The following is a 16,886-nucleotide window of genomic DNA, read 5'->3' as shown; positions in this document are numbered from 1 at the left end:
GTCCGTGAGAATGCTAAGAATGCCCGCCCCAGACGTGAAAAGCACCGCAGCCGACTGGCTGCGGTGCATCTGCGCGGTGCGTTAGAGGTTGGGGAACCAGATGCCGATCTCGCGCTCGGCCGACTCCGGCGAATCGGAGCCGTGCACGACGTTCTCCCCCACGGACAGCGCGTAGTCGCCGCGGATGGTGCCCGGGGTGGCCTTGGACACCGGGTCGGTGCCGCCAGCGAGCTGGCGCCACGCCTCGATGGCGCGCTCGCCCTCAACGATGCCGGCGACCAGCGGGGCGGAGGTGATGAAGTCCACCAGCTCACCGAAGAACGGCTTGTCCTTGTGCTCCGCGTAGTGCTTCTCCGCGGTCTCGCGGTCCGCGGTGCGCAGGTCCAGCTCCACGAGCTTGAGGCCCTTGCGCTCGATGCGGGCGATGATGTCGCCGACGTGTCCGTTTGCCACGCCGTCAGGCTTAATCAGGATGAGAGTGCGTTCAGTCATAGCCTCAAACCTTACCCCAAAGTCCTATTTAAGCCTCCCGCACGATGCGCGCTGCGTCCTCAGGTGAGGTCCCCCGGAACCACAGTTGCACCTGCTGCACTGCCAGTTGGAAATTGCCCTCGTCTTTCATGCGCTGCACGGTGGCCAGCTTTTCGTCGTCAAGCGTGGGCGCAACCTCCTCGCGCAGCTTGTACTGCTCGTAGAACCCCAGAACCAAAAACAGCCCTGCCGCGACAATCGCCGCCGTACCCGCCCACCCCGGTAACGAGGTGTAGACGGCCACCACCGCGACGAGGGAGAACACGGCCGCCAGAACGAAGCTCACGATGCGCATGGGCAATACCGTAGCCTTGTTTGCCATGGTGCACAGCAGTCCGCTGCCGGACATCACCCTGCCCGGCACAGCTTTCGACCGCATGGTCCCCACCAACGTCGCGCTGCCGGCCATCACCGAAATCGATACCGGCCGCACGGTCACGTACGGCGAGCTCGCCGAGCTCGCAAACGCCGCTGCCGCGCGCTTGCGCAGCCGCGGCGTCGGCCCGGGCTGCGTGGTGGAGCTGCGGCTTTCCAACTCGATCGATTTCGCGGTGGCTCTGCTCGCGGTCGCCCGAACCGGCGCGGCCGCGGCGCTCATCGGGCCTTCGCTTATCGACGCCGAAGCTTCGCGCCTGTCTAGCGTCGCCGGCACCACCCACCGCGTCGAACCGGGCGACCTGGCCCCGGGGCCAGGAGCGGCTTTCGACCCGGCCGATCCGGACTGGGTGGCCGCCATCCCGTTTTCCTCCGGCACCACCGGTCTTGCCAAGGGCGTGGAACTGACCCACCGTTCGATCGCTGCGAACGCCGCCCAGTTCAACGCCGCGCTCGCCGCCAGCGGCATCGGCGAGGGCACGCGGGTGGCAGCTCCCCTGCCGTTTTCCCACATCTACGGGCTAAACACGCTGCTGCTGTCCTCGCTTGCGGCCCGCCGCCACGTGTTCACCGCCGCGCGCTTCGATCTCGCCGCGTTCGCCGCGGCCCACCGCAACCACGGCATCGAGCTGAGTTACATCGCCCCGCCGATCGCGCTCGCTCTCGCGAACTCCCCCAACGTCGACCCCGCAGATTTCGCCACCACCGCGCACATGGTCTGCGGGGCCGCGCCGCTGAGCGAGTCGGTGGCCCGCCGCGTTGAGGAGCGCCTCGGCGTGGTCGTGCTCCAGGGCTACGGCACCACGGAGTCTTCCCCTGTGACCCACGTGGGCATCGCCGGGCGTTCGAACCCCGGCACCATCGGGTTCGCGCTGCCCAACACGCAGTTTCGCATCGTGGACGTCGACACTGGCGCGGAGGTGCCGGACGGCACCGCCGGCGAACTGCAGGTCCAGGGCCCTCAAGTCATGCGCGGCTACGTGGACAACCCCACCGCCACGCAAACCGCCATCACGGACGGCTGGCTGCGCACCGGTGACATCGCCCGCGTAAACCCGGACGAAACCGTCACGGTGGTCGACCGCGCGAAGGACGTGTTCAAGTACCACGGGTTCCAGGTCGCCCCCGCCGAGCTGGAGGCGCTGCTGCTTACGCACCCACTCGTCGACGACGTGGCTGTGGCCGAGCGCGGCGGGGTGCCGAAGGCTTTCGTCGTGAAGCAGGATGGCCTAGACGAAGCCACCGTCATGGCGTGGGTTGCGCAGCGCGTCACCGCCTACAAGAAGGTGCGCGCAGTGGAGTTCGTCGCCGAAATCCCACGCAACGCCGCCGGCAAAATCTTGCGCAAGGACCTCTAAGTGCCCAAGTGCTGGGTGGTGAGGTAGCCGCCGCGCATGCGCTGCACGATCTCCGAGCGCATGCGGATAACGAAGTACCAGACAATGCCGAAGATGATGCCAACGGCCGTGACGGACCAGTGGATGAAAAAGCCGAAGATCAGCGGGATCTGCAGCGCCAGGTCGATCCACAGCGCGGCGGGCTTCTTCTGGAAGAACGCCATCACCACATGGGCGAGCCCGACGACGGTGACGTAGACCCAGTTGAAGGTGGTCCAGTGCACCCCGTCGTCGACTTTCAAGATGACGGTGAGGATGAGCAGCACGGTGATGGCCTCCATGATCAGCGTGCCGGAAAGCACGCCGGTCAGCCCCGACATCGGGTCCTTGACGGGCTGCTGCCCAGGGCCGAGCGGGCCCATCTGCTGGTTGCGGCGTTTCATTGCGGGTCCTTTCCAAACATGGCGCGCGCCTCGCCGGCAGTGACCACGGAGCCGGTGATGATCACGCCGGAGCCGGACTGCACACCGACCTCTGCCAGCGCCTCCTCGGCGAGTTCCACGGCGAGCGCGTAGGCGGACGGCAGGTGCTCCTCCACGTGGACGCGCTCGTCGCCGAAGACCTCGCGGGCGGTTTCCGCCAGCTCGTACGCGTCGGTGGCGCGCGGGGAGGAATTCTGGGTGATCACCACCTCCGTGAGTACCGGTTCGAGCGCCTCCATGATCCCGCGCGCGTCCTTGTCGCCGAGGATGCCGAGCACGCCGATAAGGCGGGTGAAGTCGAAGTCGCGCTCGATCGCCGCCGCCAAGGCCTGCGCGCCGTGGGGGTTGTGGGTGGCGTCGATGAACGTGGTGGGGGTCGCGCGCACGCGCTCCAACCGGCCCGGCGAAGTGGTGGCCGCGAAACCTTCCCGCACGGTGTCGGCGTCCAGTGTGCGCTCCGACGACGCGCCCAGGAACGCCTCCACCGCCGCCAGCGCGACCGAGGCGTTGTGCGCCTGGTGCGGGCCGGACAGCGGGACGAACACATCCGCGTACTCGCCGGACAGGCCTTTCAGCGTGAGCGTCTGCCCGCCCACGGCCACCTCGGAGACGGCCACGCCGAACTCCTGGCCGAAGCGTGCCACCGGCGCACCGATCTCCACCGTGCGCTCCAGGATGACCCGCATGGCGTCCGGATCCTGCTGGCCAATCACGGCCACGGCGTCGGCGCTGCGGATGATGCCCGCTTTCTCTCCGGCAATCTCCCCGAGCGTCTCGCCCAGGTAGTCGGTGTGGTCGAGCCCGACGGGCATGATCGCGTCCACGTCCGCGTCGACAACGTTGGTCGCGTCCCAGCGCCCGCCCATCCCTACTTCGACCACCGCGACGTCCACCGGCGCGTCCGCGAACGCCGCGAAGGCCAGACCGACCATGACCTCGAAGTAGCTCATCGGCACGCCGGTGCGCTCGTCCACCATCTGGATGTACGGTTCGATCTCCCGGTAGATGCGCACGAAATCGGCAGGGTGGATCGGCTCGCCGTCGATGCCGATGCGCTCGGTGACCGACTGCAGGTGCGGGCTGGTCGTACGCCCCACGCGGTTGCCGAAGGAGCGCAGCAGCGACTCCACCATCCGCACCGTGGACGTCTTGCCGTTAGTGCCCGCGACGTGGATGACCTTGAAGGACTTCTGCGGCTCGCCCAGGTAATCCATGAGCAGCTCGATGCGCTCCAGCGACGGGTCGATGTCCGTCTCCGGCCAGCGTGCAGTGAGCTCCGCCTCCACCTGCGCGAGTGCCGCGAGATCCTCCTCGCTTACCCCGCGCGGTGCGGGCTCGTCTACCGACCGCCCCTCCCCCGGCGCGCCGAGGTTGAGCGTGAGCCCGGTGTCAGTCTGTTGGATGTCGTACTGCTCGGGCAGTTCCGGCAGCTCAAACTCCTCGTCCGCCACTTACGCCTCCGGCAGCTGGCCCAGGCGGGCGGTGACGCGTTCGAATTCTTCCTGGGCCACCTGCTGGCGCACCTTGATCTTTTCCACGACGGCTTCCGGCGCGTTAGCCAGGAATTGCTCGTTGGACAGCTTGCCGCCCGTGGTGTCCAGCTCCTTCTGCGCCGCCGCGAGCTCCTTTTCCAGGCGCTTGCGCTCGGCGGCCACGTCGACGGTGCCGGAGGTGTCGAGTGCGACGTCGAGGTTGGTTGTGCTCAAACGCATTTCAATGCTTGCGGACGCTGCAAAGTCCTCCCCAGGCCGTTCCACCCTGGCAATCTGGCGAACCACGTCTTCGAGACCAGCCAAGTCGGCGGAAGTGAAGTCCACGCGTGCGGGCACCTTCTGCGAGGGCTTGACCCCCTGGTCGGAGCGGAAACGGCGCAGCTCGGTGATGAGCTTGATGGCGTCTTCCACGCGGGCGCGGGCCTGCTTGTCGGTGTCGGCGCCGCCGTTGGTGTCATCCGCGGTCGGCCACGCCGCGAGCGTGACGGTCTCCTCGCCGGTGAGTGCCTTCCACAGCACCTCGGTGACAAACGGCATGGTGGGATGCAGCAGGCGCAGCACCACGTCGAGCACGCGGCCGAGCACGACCCGGGTGGTGCGGCCCCGCTCCTGCGCTTCCGATGACGCGCCAGCGTCATCGCGCGGGATCTGGGTCTTGGCAATCTCCAGGTACCAGTCGCACAGCTCGTCCCACGCGAAGTGGTAGAGGGCCTCGTTGGCCTTGGCAAACTGGTAGTCGTCCAGGTAGGCATCCACCTTGGCGCGCACCTCCTCGGCGCGGTCGAGGATCCAGCGGTCCGCGTCCGTGAGTGCCTCGCGTGCCGGCAGCTCTCCCACGTGGGCGCCGTTCATCAGCGCGAACTTCGTGGCGTTGAACAGCTTGGTGGCAAAGTTGCGAGCCGCGGTGGCGTGGTCCTCGCCAATGGGCAGGTCCACGCCCGGGTTGGCGCCGCGGGCCAGGGCGAAGCGCAGCGCGTCCGCACCGTAGCGCTCCACCCAGTCCATCGGGTCGATGCCGTTGCCCAGGGACTTAGACATCTTGCGGCCCTTTTCGTCGCGCACCAGCCCGTGCAGGTACAGGTGCTCGAACGGGACCTGGGGCCTCTGCTCCGCTCCGGCCCCAAGGACGTCAGGAGTTTCCTGCCCGGCGAAGGTGCCGAACATCATCATGCGCGCCACCCAGAAAAACAGGATGTCGTACGCGGTGACCAGCACCGTGGTCGGGTAGAACTTCTCCAGCTCCGGCGACTTCTCCGGCCAACCCATGGTGGAAAACGGCCACAGGGCAGAGGAGAACCAGGTGTCCAGCACGTCCGGGTCCTGCTCGTAACCCGCCGGCGGCTCTTCATCCGGCCCCACACAGACCACGTCGCGCTCGCCGTTTTCGTCAGCCGGGCCGTACCAGATCGGGATGCGGTGGCCCCACCACAGCTGGCGCGAAATGGTCCAGTCGTGCATGTTGTCCACCCAGTCGAAGTAGCGCTTCTCCATGGACTCCGGGTGAATCACCGTGTCGCCGGAGCGCACCGCCTCGCCGGCCATTGTCGCCAGCTCGTCGACCTTGACAAACCACTGCAGGGACAAACGCGGCTCGATCGGCTCGCCGGAGCGCTCCGAGTGCCCCACGGAGTGCACGTACGGGCGCACTTCCTTGACAATGCGGCCTTGCTCCGCCAGCGCCTCGCGCACCGCCACGCGCGCGTCCTCGCGGCTCATCCCGTCGAACTTCGTGCCGGTGCCAGCGATGCGGCCCTTCTCGTCCATGACGATCGGCATGTCCAGGTCGTGGCGCAGGCCCATCTCGTAGTCGTTCGGGTCGTGCGCCGGGGTGATCTTCACCGCACCGGTGCCCAGCTCCATGTCCACGTAGTCGTCCGCGATGACCTGGATCTTCAAATCGTCGCGGAAGGGGTGGTCAAACTCCTGACCCACCAGGTGGGCGTAGCGCTCATCGTCCGGGTGGACGGCGATAGCGACGTCGCCAAGCATGGTCTCCACGCGCGTGGTGGCCACCACCAGGTGCGGCTCGTCGTCGGAAAGCGAGCCGTAGCGGATGGACACGAACTCGCCTTCGACGTCCTTGTACACCACCTCGATGTCGGACACGGCGGTCTCCAGCACCGGCGACCAGTTCACCAGCCGGTAGTCGCGGTAGACCAGACCGCGGTCGTAGAGCTGCTTGAAGATGGTCTGCACGGCGCGCGAGAGCCCATCATCCAGCGTGAAGCGCTCCCGCGACCAGTCCACCGAGTCGCCGATCGCACGCATCTGCGTGGTGATGGTGCCGCCGTACTGCTCCTTCCACTCCCAGACGCGGTCGATGAACTCGTCGCGCCCGTAGTCGTAGCGGTCCTTGCCCTCCTCGGCTTTGAGCTTGGCCTCCACCTTGGTCTGGGTGGCAATGCCGGCGTGGTCCATGCCCGGCAACCACAGCACCTCGTAGCCCTGCATGCGCTTGCGGCGCACCAGCGAATCCATCAGGGTGTGGTCGAGCGCGTGGCCCATGTGCAGCTGGCCGGTCACGTTCGGCGGCGGCAGCACAATGGAATACGCGGGCTTGTCCGAGGCCGGATCCGCCGTGAAATAACCGGCGTCAACCCAACCTTCGTACAGGTCGCGTTCGTGGTCGCTGGGCTCCCACGACTTGGGCAGTTCGTTCGCGCGGTTCAGATCGTTCTCAGTCACGCGCCCTATCTTAACCAGCGGGCTAAAACAGCTTGTCGGCTATCGCGGCTTCCTCGCGCAGGGCCTCGATGTTGGCGTCGATGCGCGCCCGCTGGTCGTCGTTAAGCTCGAGGCCCTCCACGATGTGCCAGGTGCCGTCGCTGGTAGCGGGGAAGCCGAACACGAGACCGTCGTCCACGCCGTACTCGCCTGTCGACGGCAACGCTACCGTCGCCCACCGCTGCCCCGTGCCCTGAACCCAGTCGCGCATGTGATCCACGGACGCCGATGCCGCGGAGGCGGCGGAGGACTTGCCGCGCACCTCGATGATCTCGGCGCCGCGCTTGGCCACGCGCGGGATGAACTCGCCGGTGTACCAGTCGCGGTCCACCTCCACAGGGTTGCCCTCTGCGGTGGCGTAGGTGACGTCGGGGAACTGGGTATCCGAGTGGTTGCCCCACACCACGAGGCGCTCAATGCTTCTCGACGCCACCCCAAGGCGGTCCGCCAGCATGGACTGTGCCCGGTTGTGGTCCAGGCGCATCAAGGCGTTGAAGCGGTCACGGGGCACGTCCGGCGCCGCCTTGGACGCGATGTACGCGTTGGTGTTCGCCGGGTTGCCCACCACGAGCACGCGGATATTGTCTGCCGCACCGTTGTTGATTGCCTCGCCCTGGCCGATGAAGATCTTGCCGTTCGCGGCCAACATGTCGGCGCGGGACTCGCCCTTGCCGCGCGGCTTCGCACCCACGAGGAAGGCCGCCTCCGCCCCGTCGAATGCCTTCGTGGCGTCGTCGGTGACCTCCACGTTTCGCACCAGCGGCAGCGCCGAATCAGCAAGCTCCATGGCAGTGCCTTCAGCGGCGCGCACCGCATCCGGGATCTCCAGCAGGGTCAGGTCCACCGGCTCCTCGCCGAAGACGTCGCCCGCAGCGATGCGCCACAGCAGGGAGTACGCGATGTTGCCGGCTGCACCGGTCACCACAATCTTAGACATGTGTTCATTCCTTTCCGTCGGGGAAATTGTCACTGCCAACCTACCCCCGCCCGGGGCGGAAATTCAGCGCTATGCGACCGGCAACGGGCATCTGATGCACGATTGAGAGGTATTACGAGTGAAAGGGGCAGGACGTGGCCGACGCGGTTTCCGGCATACCTTCCCCCGACGCAGTTGTGCGCGCCGCGGTAGCTGCCTTTTCCAGCAAGGGTTACGCCGGCGTGACGGTGGAGACGTTGGCCAAGCGCACCGGCATGACCAAGCGGATGATCCATTACTACTTCGGCGACAAGCGCGGTCTCTACCTGGCGGCGCTGCGGCACGCCGTAGATTGCTTAGCGCCGCCGGAAGACGTTCTCAACCGCTCCCACGCCGTGCCGGTGGAAGGCATGCGCAGGTTCGTCGATGCGCTCTACCACGCGTTCCTAGATAACCCCGAGGCCGTGCGATTGGTGCTGCGGGAGAACCTGGACCCAGCCGTAGAGGCTGAGGACGCCGCCCAGTTCACCGACGTACGCGACGTCACTCTCCACGCCGAGCGGCTGCTCCTCGCCGGCCAAGACGCCGGCGCGTTCCGCCCCGGCATCACCGCCGTGGATCTACTCACCCTGATCTCGTCGCTGTGCTTCTTCCGGGTGAGCAACGCCGCGACCGCGCAGCACCTGTCGCGGGTGGACATGGAAAGCCGCCGCAACGTCGACGGCATGCGACGGATGGTCATCGACACCGTGCTGGCGTTTTTAACCTCGAACATCTCTTACTCAGGCTACGAGTCCTACCTGGAGGCCGCGCCTGCGCCGGCGGAGGATGCGGAGCCGGACGAGTACTTCGACATCTACGGCGACGAAGGCCGGATTGTGTAGTGGCCGAAGGAGCGCGGCTAAGCGGAGCGCTGCTCTTCCGCCTCGACGAACTTCGGTTCCCCCTCGCCGCGCGCCACAGCCCCGTCGACGATGACCTCGGCAACATTCTCGCGATCCGGCAAATCGTACATGATGGGCACAAGGAGCTCTTCCATGATCGCGCGCAGACCACGCGCGCCAGTCTTGCGCTCCGCGGCCTTGTCCGCGATGACGCCGAGCGCCTCGTCAGTGACCGTGAGCTCGGCGCCATCCATGGAAAACAGGCGCTTGTACTGCTTGACCAGCGAGTTCTTCGGCTCGGTGAGCACGCGCTTCATCGACTCGCGGTCCAGGTCGTTGACGTGCGCGATGATGGGCAAACGGCCGATGAACTCCGGGATGAGGCCGAACTTGACCAGATCGCCCGGCTGCACCTGCGCGAGCAGGTCGGCCTCGTCGCGCTGGTCTTTCGAATCGATCTCGGCGCCGAAGCCGATACCCTTCTTGCCCACGCGCTCCGCGACCACCTTGTCCAGGCCCGCGAACGCGCCCGCCACGATGAACAGGATGTTCGTGGTGTCCACCTGGATGAACTCCTGGTTCGGGTGCTTGCGCCCACCCTGCGGGGGCACGGAGGCGGTGGTGCCCTCCAAGATCTTCAGCAGCGCCTGCTGCACGCCCTCCCCTGACACATCGCGCGTGATCGACGGGTTCTCGGACTTGCGCGAGATCTTGTCCACCTCGTCGACGTAGATGATGCCGTGCTGCGCGCGGTTGACGTCGAAGTCCGCCGCCTGCAGCAGCTTCAGCAGGATGTTCTCCACGTCCTCGCCCACGTAGCCCGCCTCGGTCAGGCTGGTGGCGTCCGCGATGGCGAACGGCACGTTGAGCATGCGTGCCAACGTCTGCGCCAGATAGGTCTTGCCGGAGCCGGTCGGGCCCAGCAACAGGATGTTGGACTTGGCAATCTCCACATCCTCATCGCGCTTGCGGCTGGTCACGTTGGAGGATTCCGCCTTGATGCGCTTGTAGTGGTTGTACACCGCCACCGCCAGCGTTTTCTTCGCGGTGTCCTGGCCGATGACGTATTCGTCCAAAAACGCCGTGATCTCGCTCGGGCGTGGCAGCCGGTCCGGGTCGGACGCGTCGCCCTTCGCCTGCGCGCCGGCAAGCTCTTCCTCGATGATCTCGTTGCACAGCTCGATGCACTCGTCGCAGATGTAGACGCCGCCGCCGGCGATGAGCTTTCGCACCTGCTGCTGGCTCTTCCCGCAGAAAGAGCACTTGAGCAGGTTCGCGCTGTCGTGCGTGGTTGCCATATGCGCCTATCTACTCCCGTCTTCGGTCGATCCCAACCGAGTGTAATGGTTGCGTCAAACCGTACCCCGCGCCCCGACACCGGGGGATTATCCGGGCGCTTGCGTGGGAAAACCGCCACAATGGGGCCCATGACGTTTCTTCGCACCCACGAATTCGGTTCCCCCGACGGCCCGGCAGTCGTGCTGCTGAGCTCCATCGCCACCACCCACGAGGCCTGGTCTGAGGTGATCCCGGCGCTGTCGGGCTACCGCGTGATTACCGTCGACCACCGCGGCCACAGCGGGTCCGGGGTGCCTGAGGAAGACCCGGAGGGCGTGGGCACGCTCGGGCGCGACGTGCTCGCCGCGCTGGACGAGCTCGGCGTGGACCGCTTCACCGTCGTCGGCATCTCTCTCGGCGGCGCGATCGCGCAGTGGCTCGCCGCAAACAGCAAACGCGTGGACAAGGCCGTGTTCGCCGCCACCGCGACCTTCCTCGGCGGTGAAAAGGCGTGGGCCGAAAAGACGCGCGTCGCGCTTCACGACGGCACCTCCGGCCTCACCCCCTCCCTGATGGGCAACTGGTTCACCGACGCCTTCCGCGAGAACCACCCCGAGGTGGTCGAGCGCGTTGCGGCGATGATCGACTCCGTGGACGACCAGGGGTACGCCCAAAACGGCCGCGCGCTGGCCACCTGGGACTTCGCAGACGAACTGGGCGCAATCACCTGCCCGGTGCTCACCATCGCCGGCGTCTCCGATCCGACGTGCCCGCCGGAGAAACTCGAGGAAATCGCCGCCGGGGTCTCCGGCCCGTCGCACAGCGTGGTGATCGACCCCGCGGCCCACCAAGTGGCGATTGAGCACCCGGAGGCGTTTGTTTCCGCACTGACGCAGTTCCTCGCCGAGTAATCCGCTAGCCTGGACACGTTAAAGCGCACCCTGAAAGGACCCGACACGTGAACCGCAGCCGCACATTTTCCGCCGTCGCCGCAGCCGCCCTCGCCGCGTCGTTGCTGACCGGTTGCTCGGACTCCAGCGCGGACGAGGTGCGCCTGGCGGAGCCGGTGCTCGACTTCCCGCAGACAAGCACCACCGCCACCCCGACGCCGACCACCACCGAGACCGAGCCAGACGAAGAGGAAACGTCGACCTCGAGCACCACCTCCTCCTCGTCCGAGAGGTCTTCGTCCACTTCCACCAAGACGTCGACGTCTACCCGCACCTCCACCAGCTCCAGCAAGCGCCGCTCCAGCAGCTCGGGCAACTCCAACTCGGGCGACGTCGCGCGCGAGCCGGCCCCTGCCCCAGCGCCGGTGCGCGAAACGATCGTGGACAACCGCCCCGGCGCCACGTGCGCCTGGCCGACCCAAGGCGCGGCCTCCGGCAACCAGGAGTACAGCACGTTCTGCGACCGCGAGTGGGCCCGCACCGTAACGGATGACGGCCAGGACTACTACTGGGCGGCCAAGGACGGCGGCTGGGTGTCCGTGGACCCGAAGGGCACCGGGGACAACGGCGCGTGCTGGGCACGCGAAGACTTCGAATCCGCTCCGGAGGCCATCCGCAACGCGGTGACGTTCTGCGAGAATCCGGCGGCGGAGTAGCCGAAGGTAAACGTCGATAAGCAAAACGCGCCCGGGAGGAACCCGGGCGCGTTGTCGTTTGCTCTTAGCCGTTGAGCTTGCGGTAATCGAAGACCTGGTCGATGATCCCGTAATCCACAGCCTCGGAGGCGGTGAGGATCTTGTCGCGGTCCGTGTCAATGCGGACCTGATCGGCGGTGCGGCCCGTGTGATGCGCAAGCGTCTCCTCCATCAGGCGGCGCATGCGCTCGATCTCGGCGGCCTGGATTTCCAGGTCCGACACCTGCCCCTGGGTGCCCTGGGTCGCCGGCTGGTGGATCAGCACGCGGGAGTTCGGCAGCGCTGCGCGCTTGCCCGGCGCTCCCGCGGCGAGGATCACTGCGGCTGCGGAGGCCGCCTGGCCCAGGCACACGGTCTGCACGTCCGGTCGGACGTACTGCATCGTGTCGTAAATAGCCATCAGCGCGGTGAAGGAACCGCCCGGGGAGTTGATGTACATGGTGATGTCGCGGTCCGGGTCCTGGGACTCCAGCACCAAAAGCTGCGCCATGATGTCGTTCGCCGACGTGTCGTCCACCTGGGTGCCCAGGAATACAATGCGCTCCTCAAAGAGCTTGCCGTACGGGTCGATCTGCTTCGTGCCGAAGCTGGTTTCCTCCAGGAACTGCGGCAGCACGTAGCGGGAGTTGGGCATTTGGAAAGTCATGGTGGGTATCTCCTTTAATCCTCGTGTGCCTTAGTTCTCGCCAATGGAGTGCTCGCCCGCCTGGGCGGCGTTCTCGATGACGTGGTCCACGATGCCGTACTCCTTCGCCTCCATCGCGGTAAACCAGCGGTCGCGGTCCGAGTCCTTGGTGATCTGCTCGAAAGACTGCCCGGTGTGCTCAGCGATGAGCTCAGCCATCTCGCGCTTGGTGGAAGCGAACTGCTCCGCCTGAATCGCAATGTCGGCGGCGGTGCCGCCCACGCCAGCGGACGGCTGGTGCATCATAATGCGCGCGTGCGGAAGGGCATAACGCTTGCCCTTCGTGCCGCCCGAGAGCAGGAACTGGCCCATGGACGCGGCCAGGCCCATGCCGTAGGTGGCGATGTCGCACGGGGAGTACTTCATCGTGTCGTAAATCGCCATACCAGCGGTCACGGAACCGCCGGGCGAGTTGATGTACAGGTTGATATCGCGCGTCGGATCCTCCGCCGACAGCAGCAGAATCTGGGCGCAGAGCTTGTTCGCAATCTCGTCGTCCACCTGCTGGCCCAGGAAGATAATGCGCTCCCGGAGGAGACGCTCATAAACGGAGTCTCCCAGGTTCATGCCTTGGGTCGGGGAAGTCATAACAGACGCTCCTTTGCTAGTTCATCCAGTAACGCCCCTACCCTACTCGCGAGGTTGGTCAACTCCGAGCCTGTTCGCTACCGGCGTACGGGTGGAGTTTGCAGCGGCGGGTGGGCGCCGCCGGCCGGGGACGGCTCTGACAGATTCCGCCGGGTCATTTTCGCGACCTGGGCGTTTAGGGCCCGCCTAAGGGATTCCTGCGGAAAGTGTCAAAAGGTTGGGGCGGTGGTTTCCGCCGACCTGCACTAAGTGAATTATTCAGGCGTCCAGTTGAAAGTTTGTTCACAGAGAGTGCCCGACCGGGTGAACAGATTTACATTTGGGGCACTAGAACGCCGCGGCTCTGACAGATTCCGCCGGGTCATTTTCGCGACCTGGGCGTTTAGGGCCCGCCTAAGGGATTCCTGCGGAAAGTGTCAACGCCCGCGCCCAGAAAGGCCAAAACGGCCGGGGCGAATGTACGCCCCGGCCTCTAGCACGCGCGAGAAGGCCTAGTTCTCGTCGGACTCGGCTGCCTCGGCGGTGTCCCCACCCTCGACGACATCGTCCGCATCCTCCTCGATCTCGCCGAAGTACTCGTTCGGGTCGACCTTGTTGCCGGCCTCGTCCTCAACCTGGGTGCGGGAGATGGCGATGGCCAGCGCCTTGCCGCGACGTACGTCGGAGAAGAGGTTGGCAATCTGGCCGGACTGCTGCAGCTGGGCCACAAACTGGTTCGGGTCCATGCCGTAGGACTGGGCGGTGAACAGGATGTGGTCGGTCAGCTCCTGCTGGGAGACCTCCGGCTGCTCCTGGTCCGCAACCGCATCCAAGAACAGCTGGGTACGCACGGACTCCTCGGCCTGCTCGCGGGACTGCTTGTCAAACTCCTCGCGGGTGGTGCCCTGCGCCTCGAGCAGCTGCGCAAGCGCGTTCTCGTCGTGCGCCATCTGGCCCAGCAGCTGGTGGAGCTGGTTGTGCACCTGCTCGTCCACCACGGACTCCGGCAGGGCGAACTCGGACTGCGCCAGCGCCGCCTTCAGCACCTCGTCACGGATGTCCGCGGCCTGCTGCGCCTTCGCGTTCTCCTCCACCTGCTCGCGGGTGGAGTTACGCAGCTCCTCGACGGTGTCGAACTCGGACGCGAGCTGCGCGAAATCATCGTCGAGCTCCGGAAGCTTGCGCTCCTTGGTCTGCTGGACGGTGACCTTCACGGTCGCTTCCTCGCCCTTGTGCTCGCCGTACTGAATCTCGGAGGTGAACTCGGCGTCCTCACCGGTCTTCAGGCCCTTGATGGCCTTGTCCAGGCCGTCCATCAGGTCGTCGGCGCCGACGCGGTAAGTCAGGCCCTCAGCGGAAGCGTCCTCCAGCTTCTCACCGTCGAGGGTTGCCTCGAGGTCGATAATGGCGAAGTCGCCCTTCTTCAGCTTGCGCGAGGTGTCCTTCAGTTCACCGAACCGCTCGCGGAGGGTGTCCAGCTCGGCGTCGACTGCTTCGTCGTCAAGCTTGAGCTCCGGCACCTTCACGGAGATCGCGGAGAAGTCCGGCACCTGGATCTCCGGGCGCACGTCCATCTCGGCGGTGAACTCGACAACGTCGTTGTCCTCGATCTTGGTGACCTCGATCTCGGGCTGGCCGAGCGGGTTCAGGTCGTTTTCCGCCAGGGCCTGCTCGTAGCGGGTCGGCAGCATGTCGTTGACAACCTGCTCCAGGATGGGGCCGCGGCCGAAGCGCGCGTCGATCAGCTGGCGCGGAGCCTTGCCGCGACGGAAGCCCGGGATGTTGACCTGCTGGGCGATGGCCTTGTAGGCCTGGTCGATTTCCTTGCCCAGTTCGTCGAACGGCACGCTGACGTTGAGCTTCACGCGGGTGTCGCTGAGCTTGTCGACGGAAGTCTTCACGGATTTCTCCTACTAGATCGAAACAACGTTTGTCAGATGTTTTATGTGCGGCGGGCCCGTACTCGACGGGCCCGCCTTTGTCGGGGCGACAGGATTTGAACCTGCGACCCCCTGCTCCCAAAGCAGGTGCGCTACCAAACTGCGCCACGCCCCGTAGCGGCAAAACCGCACGGTGTGAACCACATCCGCTTGCGCCGTGCGGTTCAGGACAGTCATTGTAGCGGGGGCCAAATAACTGTCCGCATTGAGGGCACAAAAACACCGGCCCCGCAACCGGAACCGGTGTGTTTGTGCTGAGGGAATGACGGGAATCGAACCCGCGTCTTCAGCTTGGAAGGCTGAGGTATTAGCCACTATACGACATTCCCATGCGCCGAAAAGCGCTGTTCGGAATGTTAGCGCAGCCGGTACGGTTGAACCAAACACGTGACTAGACGCACTAAGGAGCCACCGTGTTCGGATTGATTTTCCTCCTCTTCCTCTTCGGCCCGCTGCTGTTTTTGCCCATAATGTTCTCCGGGCCGAGGCAAGTGCAGCCGTCGCGGCGCCAGGTGGCTCAGCAGCAGCAGCTGTCTTTCGACGACGCGTACGCCGACGCCAAGCGGTGGACCGACCGCCTCGGCTCCCAAGTACTCAACATCTCCGGCAACGACGCCGCGTCCAAGCAGGCAATGGCCGACGCGTCCGAGCGGTTTAACGCGGCGTCCGCCGGGCTGAGCGACGCACGTTCCGTCAAGCAGGCCATGCTTGCCCGCGAGTCCGCCCTGGAGGGTCTGCACTACGTCAACGCCGCCCGCGAGATCATGGGGTTGCCCGCCGGCCCGCAGCTGCCGGAGCTGGAGGGCCAGCGCCAGGCCGGCCGCGTCACCGAGCAGCGCACGGTCACCCAGCAGGACGGCTCCCAGGTGACGGCCTCGCCCTACGCCACCGAGCAGACGCCGCACTACTACCCCGGCGGCGCCGTTGCCGGCCGTCCGGTCCCCGCTGGCTGGTACTCCACGGCGTGGTGGGGCCCGGCGATGATGACCGGCGTGTGGGCCGCAAGCTCCATGATGTTCTACTCCACCATGTTCGCTGGCATGTCTGGCGCGGCGTCTGCGCAGGCGTTTGAGGCCGGCGGGCTCGGCGAGGGGATGGATGGCGCAGGCGACATGGGCGACATGGGCGACATGGGCGGCGGCGACTTCGGGGACTTCGGCGGCGGCTTTGACTTCGGGGGATTCGATTTCTAGCCGTGCGTTAGACTGCACTGCGATTGCGAAGACTGCGAACCCGATAAGGAGTGGCCGTGCGCATTGCTGTGCTGCTGAAAGAAGTGCCGGACACCTACAGTGACCGCGAAATGAACCTGGAGACGGGTTTGACGGACCGCTCCGGCGACGTTGTTGCCGACGAGGTCAGCGAGCGCGCCGTCGAGGCCGCTCTCCGCATCGCCGAGGCCGGCGAAGGCGTCGAGGTCGAGATCCTGAGCGTGGGCCCGGAGTCCGCCGCGGACTCTGTGCGCCGCGGCATCGCCATGGGGGCAGCAGAGGCGTACATCGTCTCAGACGACGCACTCACCGGTGCGGATGTGACGCTTACTGGTGAGGTGTTGGCGAAGCTCGTCGAGAAGCAGGGCTACGACCTCGTTGTCGCGGGCGGCATGTCTTCCGACGGTGCCGCGGGCGTAGTCGCGCCGTTCGTGGCCGAGCTGCTGGGCTGGCCCGCGCTGACCAACCTCACCGAGCTTTCTATCGACGGCGATTCCATCCGCGCCACCCAGGCCTCCGAGAACGCAACCGCGGAACTTTCCGCGCAGCTGCCGGCCGTGGTGTCCGTGGCTGACGGGTTCGCGGACCCGCGCTACCCCAACTTCAAGGGCCTCATGGCCGCGAAGAAGAAGGAGCTGCGCGCGGTCACGCTCGCCGAGCTCGGCGTGGACCCGGAGGACTTCACGCACCCGCGCGCGATCATGGTGGGCATCGAGCGCCGCCCGGAGCGCGAGCGCGGCGAGATCATCGACGGCAGCTCCAGCGCCGCCGCTCGCCTGGTGGACTTCCTCGAATCCAAGAACCTCATCTAAGGAGCA

Annotated in this window: 16 protein-coding genes and 2 tRNA genes; 6 read left to right on the top strand and 12 right to left on the bottom strand. The window is 66.1% G+C overall.

What is annotated here, in order from left to right; genetic code table 11:
- Nucleotides 1-81: 81 nt before the first annotated feature.
- Nucleotides 82-492: a nucleoside-diphosphate kinase gene (ndk, locus tag HMA55_RS08745; protein WP_181192662.1), complete on the bottom strand. Its 411-nt coding sequence runs from the start codon at nucleotides 490-492 to the stop codon at nucleotides 82-84.
- A gap of 28 nt (nucleotides 493-520) precedes the next feature.
- Entirely contained in the window at nucleotides 521-826 is a 306-nt protein-coding gene (locus HMA55_RS08740; RefSeq protein ID WP_181192661.1) for a hypothetical protein, read from the bottom strand.
- Between the two features lie 25 nt (nucleotides 827-851).
- Between HMA55_RS08740 and HMA55_RS08735 the strand changes: the two genes are divergently transcribed.
- Nucleotides 852-2,264 carry an AMP-binding protein gene (locus HMA55_RS08735; RefSeq protein WP_181192660.1) on the top strand — a complete coding sequence of 471 codons (1,413 nt, stop codon included), beginning with the start codon at nucleotides 852-854 and terminating at the stop codon, nucleotides 2,262-2,264.
- On the opposite strand, the gene HMA55_RS08730 is transcribed toward HMA55_RS08735, so the two are convergent.
- The 4 genes from HMA55_RS08730 to HMA55_RS08715 are packed head-to-tail and all read right to left on the bottom strand — an operon-like array spanning nucleotide 2,261 to nucleotide 7,879.
- The gene (locus HMA55_RS08730) at nucleotides 2,261-2,686 is read right to left on the bottom strand and encodes a DUF4233 domain-containing protein (RefSeq protein ID WP_181192659.1); all 426 of its coding nucleotides are present in this window, start codon (nucleotides 2,684-2,686) and stop codon (nucleotides 2,261-2,263) included. The two genes, HMA55_RS08735 and HMA55_RS08730, sit on opposite strands and share 4 nt — an antisense overlap.
- Nucleotides 2,683-4,176, bottom strand: a complete 1,494-nt coding sequence (gene folC, locus HMA55_RS08725; RefSeq protein WP_181192658.1) for a bifunctional tetrahydrofolate synthase/dihydrofolate synthase — start codon at nucleotides 4,174-4,176, stop codon at nucleotides 2,683-2,685. Before folC ends, HMA55_RS08730 begins: the two co-directional genes overlap by 4 nt.
- A complete protein-coding gene (locus HMA55_RS08720) occupies nucleotides 4,177-6,903 on the bottom strand; it encodes a valine--tRNA ligase (protein WP_257802533.1) in 2,727 nt (908 codons plus the stop codon).
- A gap of 22 nt (nucleotides 6,904-6,925) precedes the next feature.
- Entirely contained in the window at nucleotides 6,926-7,879 is a 954-nt protein-coding gene (locus HMA55_RS08715) for a malate dehydrogenase (RefSeq protein ID WP_181192657.1), read from the bottom strand.
- Between the two features lie 134 nt (nucleotides 7,880-8,013).
- On the opposite strand from HMA55_RS08715, the gene HMA55_RS08710 reads away from it, so the two are divergent.
- Nucleotides 8,014-8,742, top strand: coding sequence for a TetR/AcrR family transcriptional regulator (locus tag HMA55_RS08710; RefSeq protein ID WP_181192656.1), 729 nt, complete (start codon nucleotides 8,014-8,016; stop codon nucleotides 8,740-8,742).
- A 17-nt stretch (nucleotides 8,743-8,759) separates the two neighbouring features.
- Here the strand turns inward: HMA55_RS08710 and clpX are convergent, their stop codons facing one another.
- Nucleotides 8,760-10,040: an ATP-dependent Clp protease ATP-binding subunit ClpX gene (gene clpX / locus HMA55_RS08705; RefSeq protein WP_181192655.1), complete on the bottom strand. Its 1,281-nt coding sequence runs from the start codon at nucleotides 10,038-10,040 to the stop codon at nucleotides 8,760-8,762.
- 129 nt (nucleotides 10,041-10,169) lie between these two features.
- On the opposite strand from clpX, the gene HMA55_RS08700 reads away from it, so the two are divergent.
- Together HMA55_RS08700 and HMA55_RS08695 are read left to right on the top strand one after the other, a co-directional pair.
- Nucleotides 10,170-10,931, top strand: coding sequence for an alpha/beta fold hydrolase (locus HMA55_RS08700; RefSeq protein WP_235961891.1), 762 nt, complete (start codon nucleotides 10,170-10,172; stop codon nucleotides 10,929-10,931).
- Nucleotides 10,932-10,978: 47 nt separating this feature from the next.
- Nucleotides 10,979-11,626, top strand: a complete 648-nt coding sequence (locus tag HMA55_RS08695) for a hypothetical protein (RefSeq protein ID WP_181192654.1) — start codon at nucleotides 10,979-10,981, stop codon at nucleotides 11,624-11,626.
- Nucleotides 11,627-11,690: 64 nt separating this feature from the next.
- On the opposite strand, the gene HMA55_RS08690 is transcribed toward HMA55_RS08695, so the two are convergent.
- The 5 genes from HMA55_RS08690 to HMA55_RS08670 form a co-directional block, all read right to left on the bottom strand.
- Nucleotides 11,691-12,311 carry an ATP-dependent Clp protease proteolytic subunit gene (locus tag HMA55_RS08690; RefSeq protein ID WP_181192653.1) on the bottom strand — a complete coding sequence of 207 codons (621 nt, stop codon included), beginning with the start codon at nucleotides 12,309-12,311 and terminating at the stop codon, nucleotides 11,691-11,693.
- Nucleotides 12,312-12,341: 30 nt separating this feature from the next.
- Nucleotides 12,342-12,938 carry an ATP-dependent Clp protease proteolytic subunit gene (locus tag HMA55_RS08685; RefSeq protein WP_181192652.1) on the bottom strand — a complete coding sequence of 199 codons (597 nt, stop codon included), beginning with the start codon at nucleotides 12,936-12,938 and terminating at the stop codon, nucleotides 12,342-12,344.
- A 491-nt stretch (nucleotides 12,939-13,429) separates the two neighbouring features.
- Complete coding sequence (gene tig / locus HMA55_RS08680; protein WP_181192651.1) at nucleotides 13,430-14,818, bottom strand: trigger factor; 1,389 nt, start codon at nucleotides 14,816-14,818, stop codon at nucleotides 13,430-13,432.
- Nucleotides 14,819-14,898: 80 nt separating this feature from the next.
- Nucleotides 14,899-14,972, bottom strand: a tRNA-Pro gene (locus HMA55_RS08675).
- Nucleotides 14,973-15,114: 142 nt separating this feature from the next.
- Nucleotides 15,115-15,186, bottom strand: a tRNA-Gly gene (locus HMA55_RS08670).
- Between the two features lie 141 nt (nucleotides 15,187-15,327).
- Between HMA55_RS08670 and HMA55_RS08665 the strand changes: the two genes are divergently transcribed.
- Both HMA55_RS08665 and HMA55_RS08660 read left to right on the top strand, forming a co-directional pair.
- Nucleotides 15,328-16,050, top strand: a complete 723-nt coding sequence (locus tag HMA55_RS08665) for a DUF1542 domain-containing protein (RefSeq protein ID WP_181192744.1) — start codon at nucleotides 15,328-15,330, stop codon at nucleotides 16,048-16,050.
- 56 nt (nucleotides 16,051-16,106) lie between these two features.
- Entirely contained in the window at nucleotides 16,107-16,880 is a 774-nt protein-coding gene (locus tag HMA55_RS08660; protein WP_181192650.1) for an electron transfer flavoprotein subunit beta/FixA family protein, read from the top strand.
- Nucleotides 16,881-16,886: the final 6 nt, after the last annotated feature.

This window comes from Corynebacterium wankanglinii (assembly GCF_013601005.1).
GTDB classification, from domain to species: domain Bacteria; phylum Actinomycetota; class Actinomycetes; order Mycobacteriales; family Mycobacteriaceae; genus Corynebacterium; species Corynebacterium wankanglinii.
Note: the sequence above shows the minus strand (reverse complement) of the source record. Positions and strands in the feature narration are given on the sequence as shown.

What these genes read in the sequence shown, in the direction of transcription:
- HMA55_RS08715 (WP_181192657.1), bottom strand. Translation starts at nt 7,879, where the DNA reads ATGTCTAAGATTGTGGTGACCGGTGCAGCCGGCAACATCGCGTACTCC.
- HMA55_RS08685 (WP_181192652.1), bottom strand. Translation starts at nt 12,938, where the DNA reads ATGACTTCCCCGACCCAAGGCATGAACCTGGGAGACTCCGTTTATGAG.
- HMA55_RS08700 (WP_235961891.1), top strand. Translation starts at nt 10,170, where the DNA reads ATGACGTTTCTTCGCACCCACGAATTCGGTTCCCCCGACGGCCCGGCA.
- HMA55_RS08730 (WP_181192659.1), bottom strand. Translation starts at nt 2,686, where the DNA reads ATGAAACGCCGCAACCAGCAGATGGGCCCGCTCGGCCCTGGGCAGCAG.
- HMA55_RS08690 (WP_181192653.1), bottom strand. Translation starts at nt 12,311, where the DNA reads ATGACTTTCCAAATGCCCAACTCCCGCTACGTGCTGCCGCAGTTCCTG.
- ndk (WP_181192662.1), bottom strand. Translation starts at nt 492, where the DNA reads ATGACTGAACGCACTCTCATCCTGATTAAGCCTGACGGCGTGGCAAAC.
- HMA55_RS08665 (WP_181192744.1), top strand. Translation starts at nt 15,328, where the DNA reads ATGTTCTCCGGGCCGAGGCAAGTGCAGCCGTCGCGGCGCCAGGTGGCT.
- clpX (WP_181192655.1), bottom strand. Translation starts at nt 10,040, where the DNA reads ATGGCAACCACGCACGACAGCGCGAACCTGCTCAAGTGCTCTTTCTGC.
- HMA55_RS08740 (WP_181192661.1), bottom strand. Translation starts at nt 826, where the DNA reads ATGCGCATCGTGAGCTTCGTTCTGGCGGCCGTGTTCTCCCTCGTCGCG.
- HMA55_RS08735 (WP_181192660.1), top strand. Translation starts at nt 852, where the DNA reads ATGGTGCACAGCAGTCCGCTGCCGGACATCACCCTGCCCGGCACAGCT.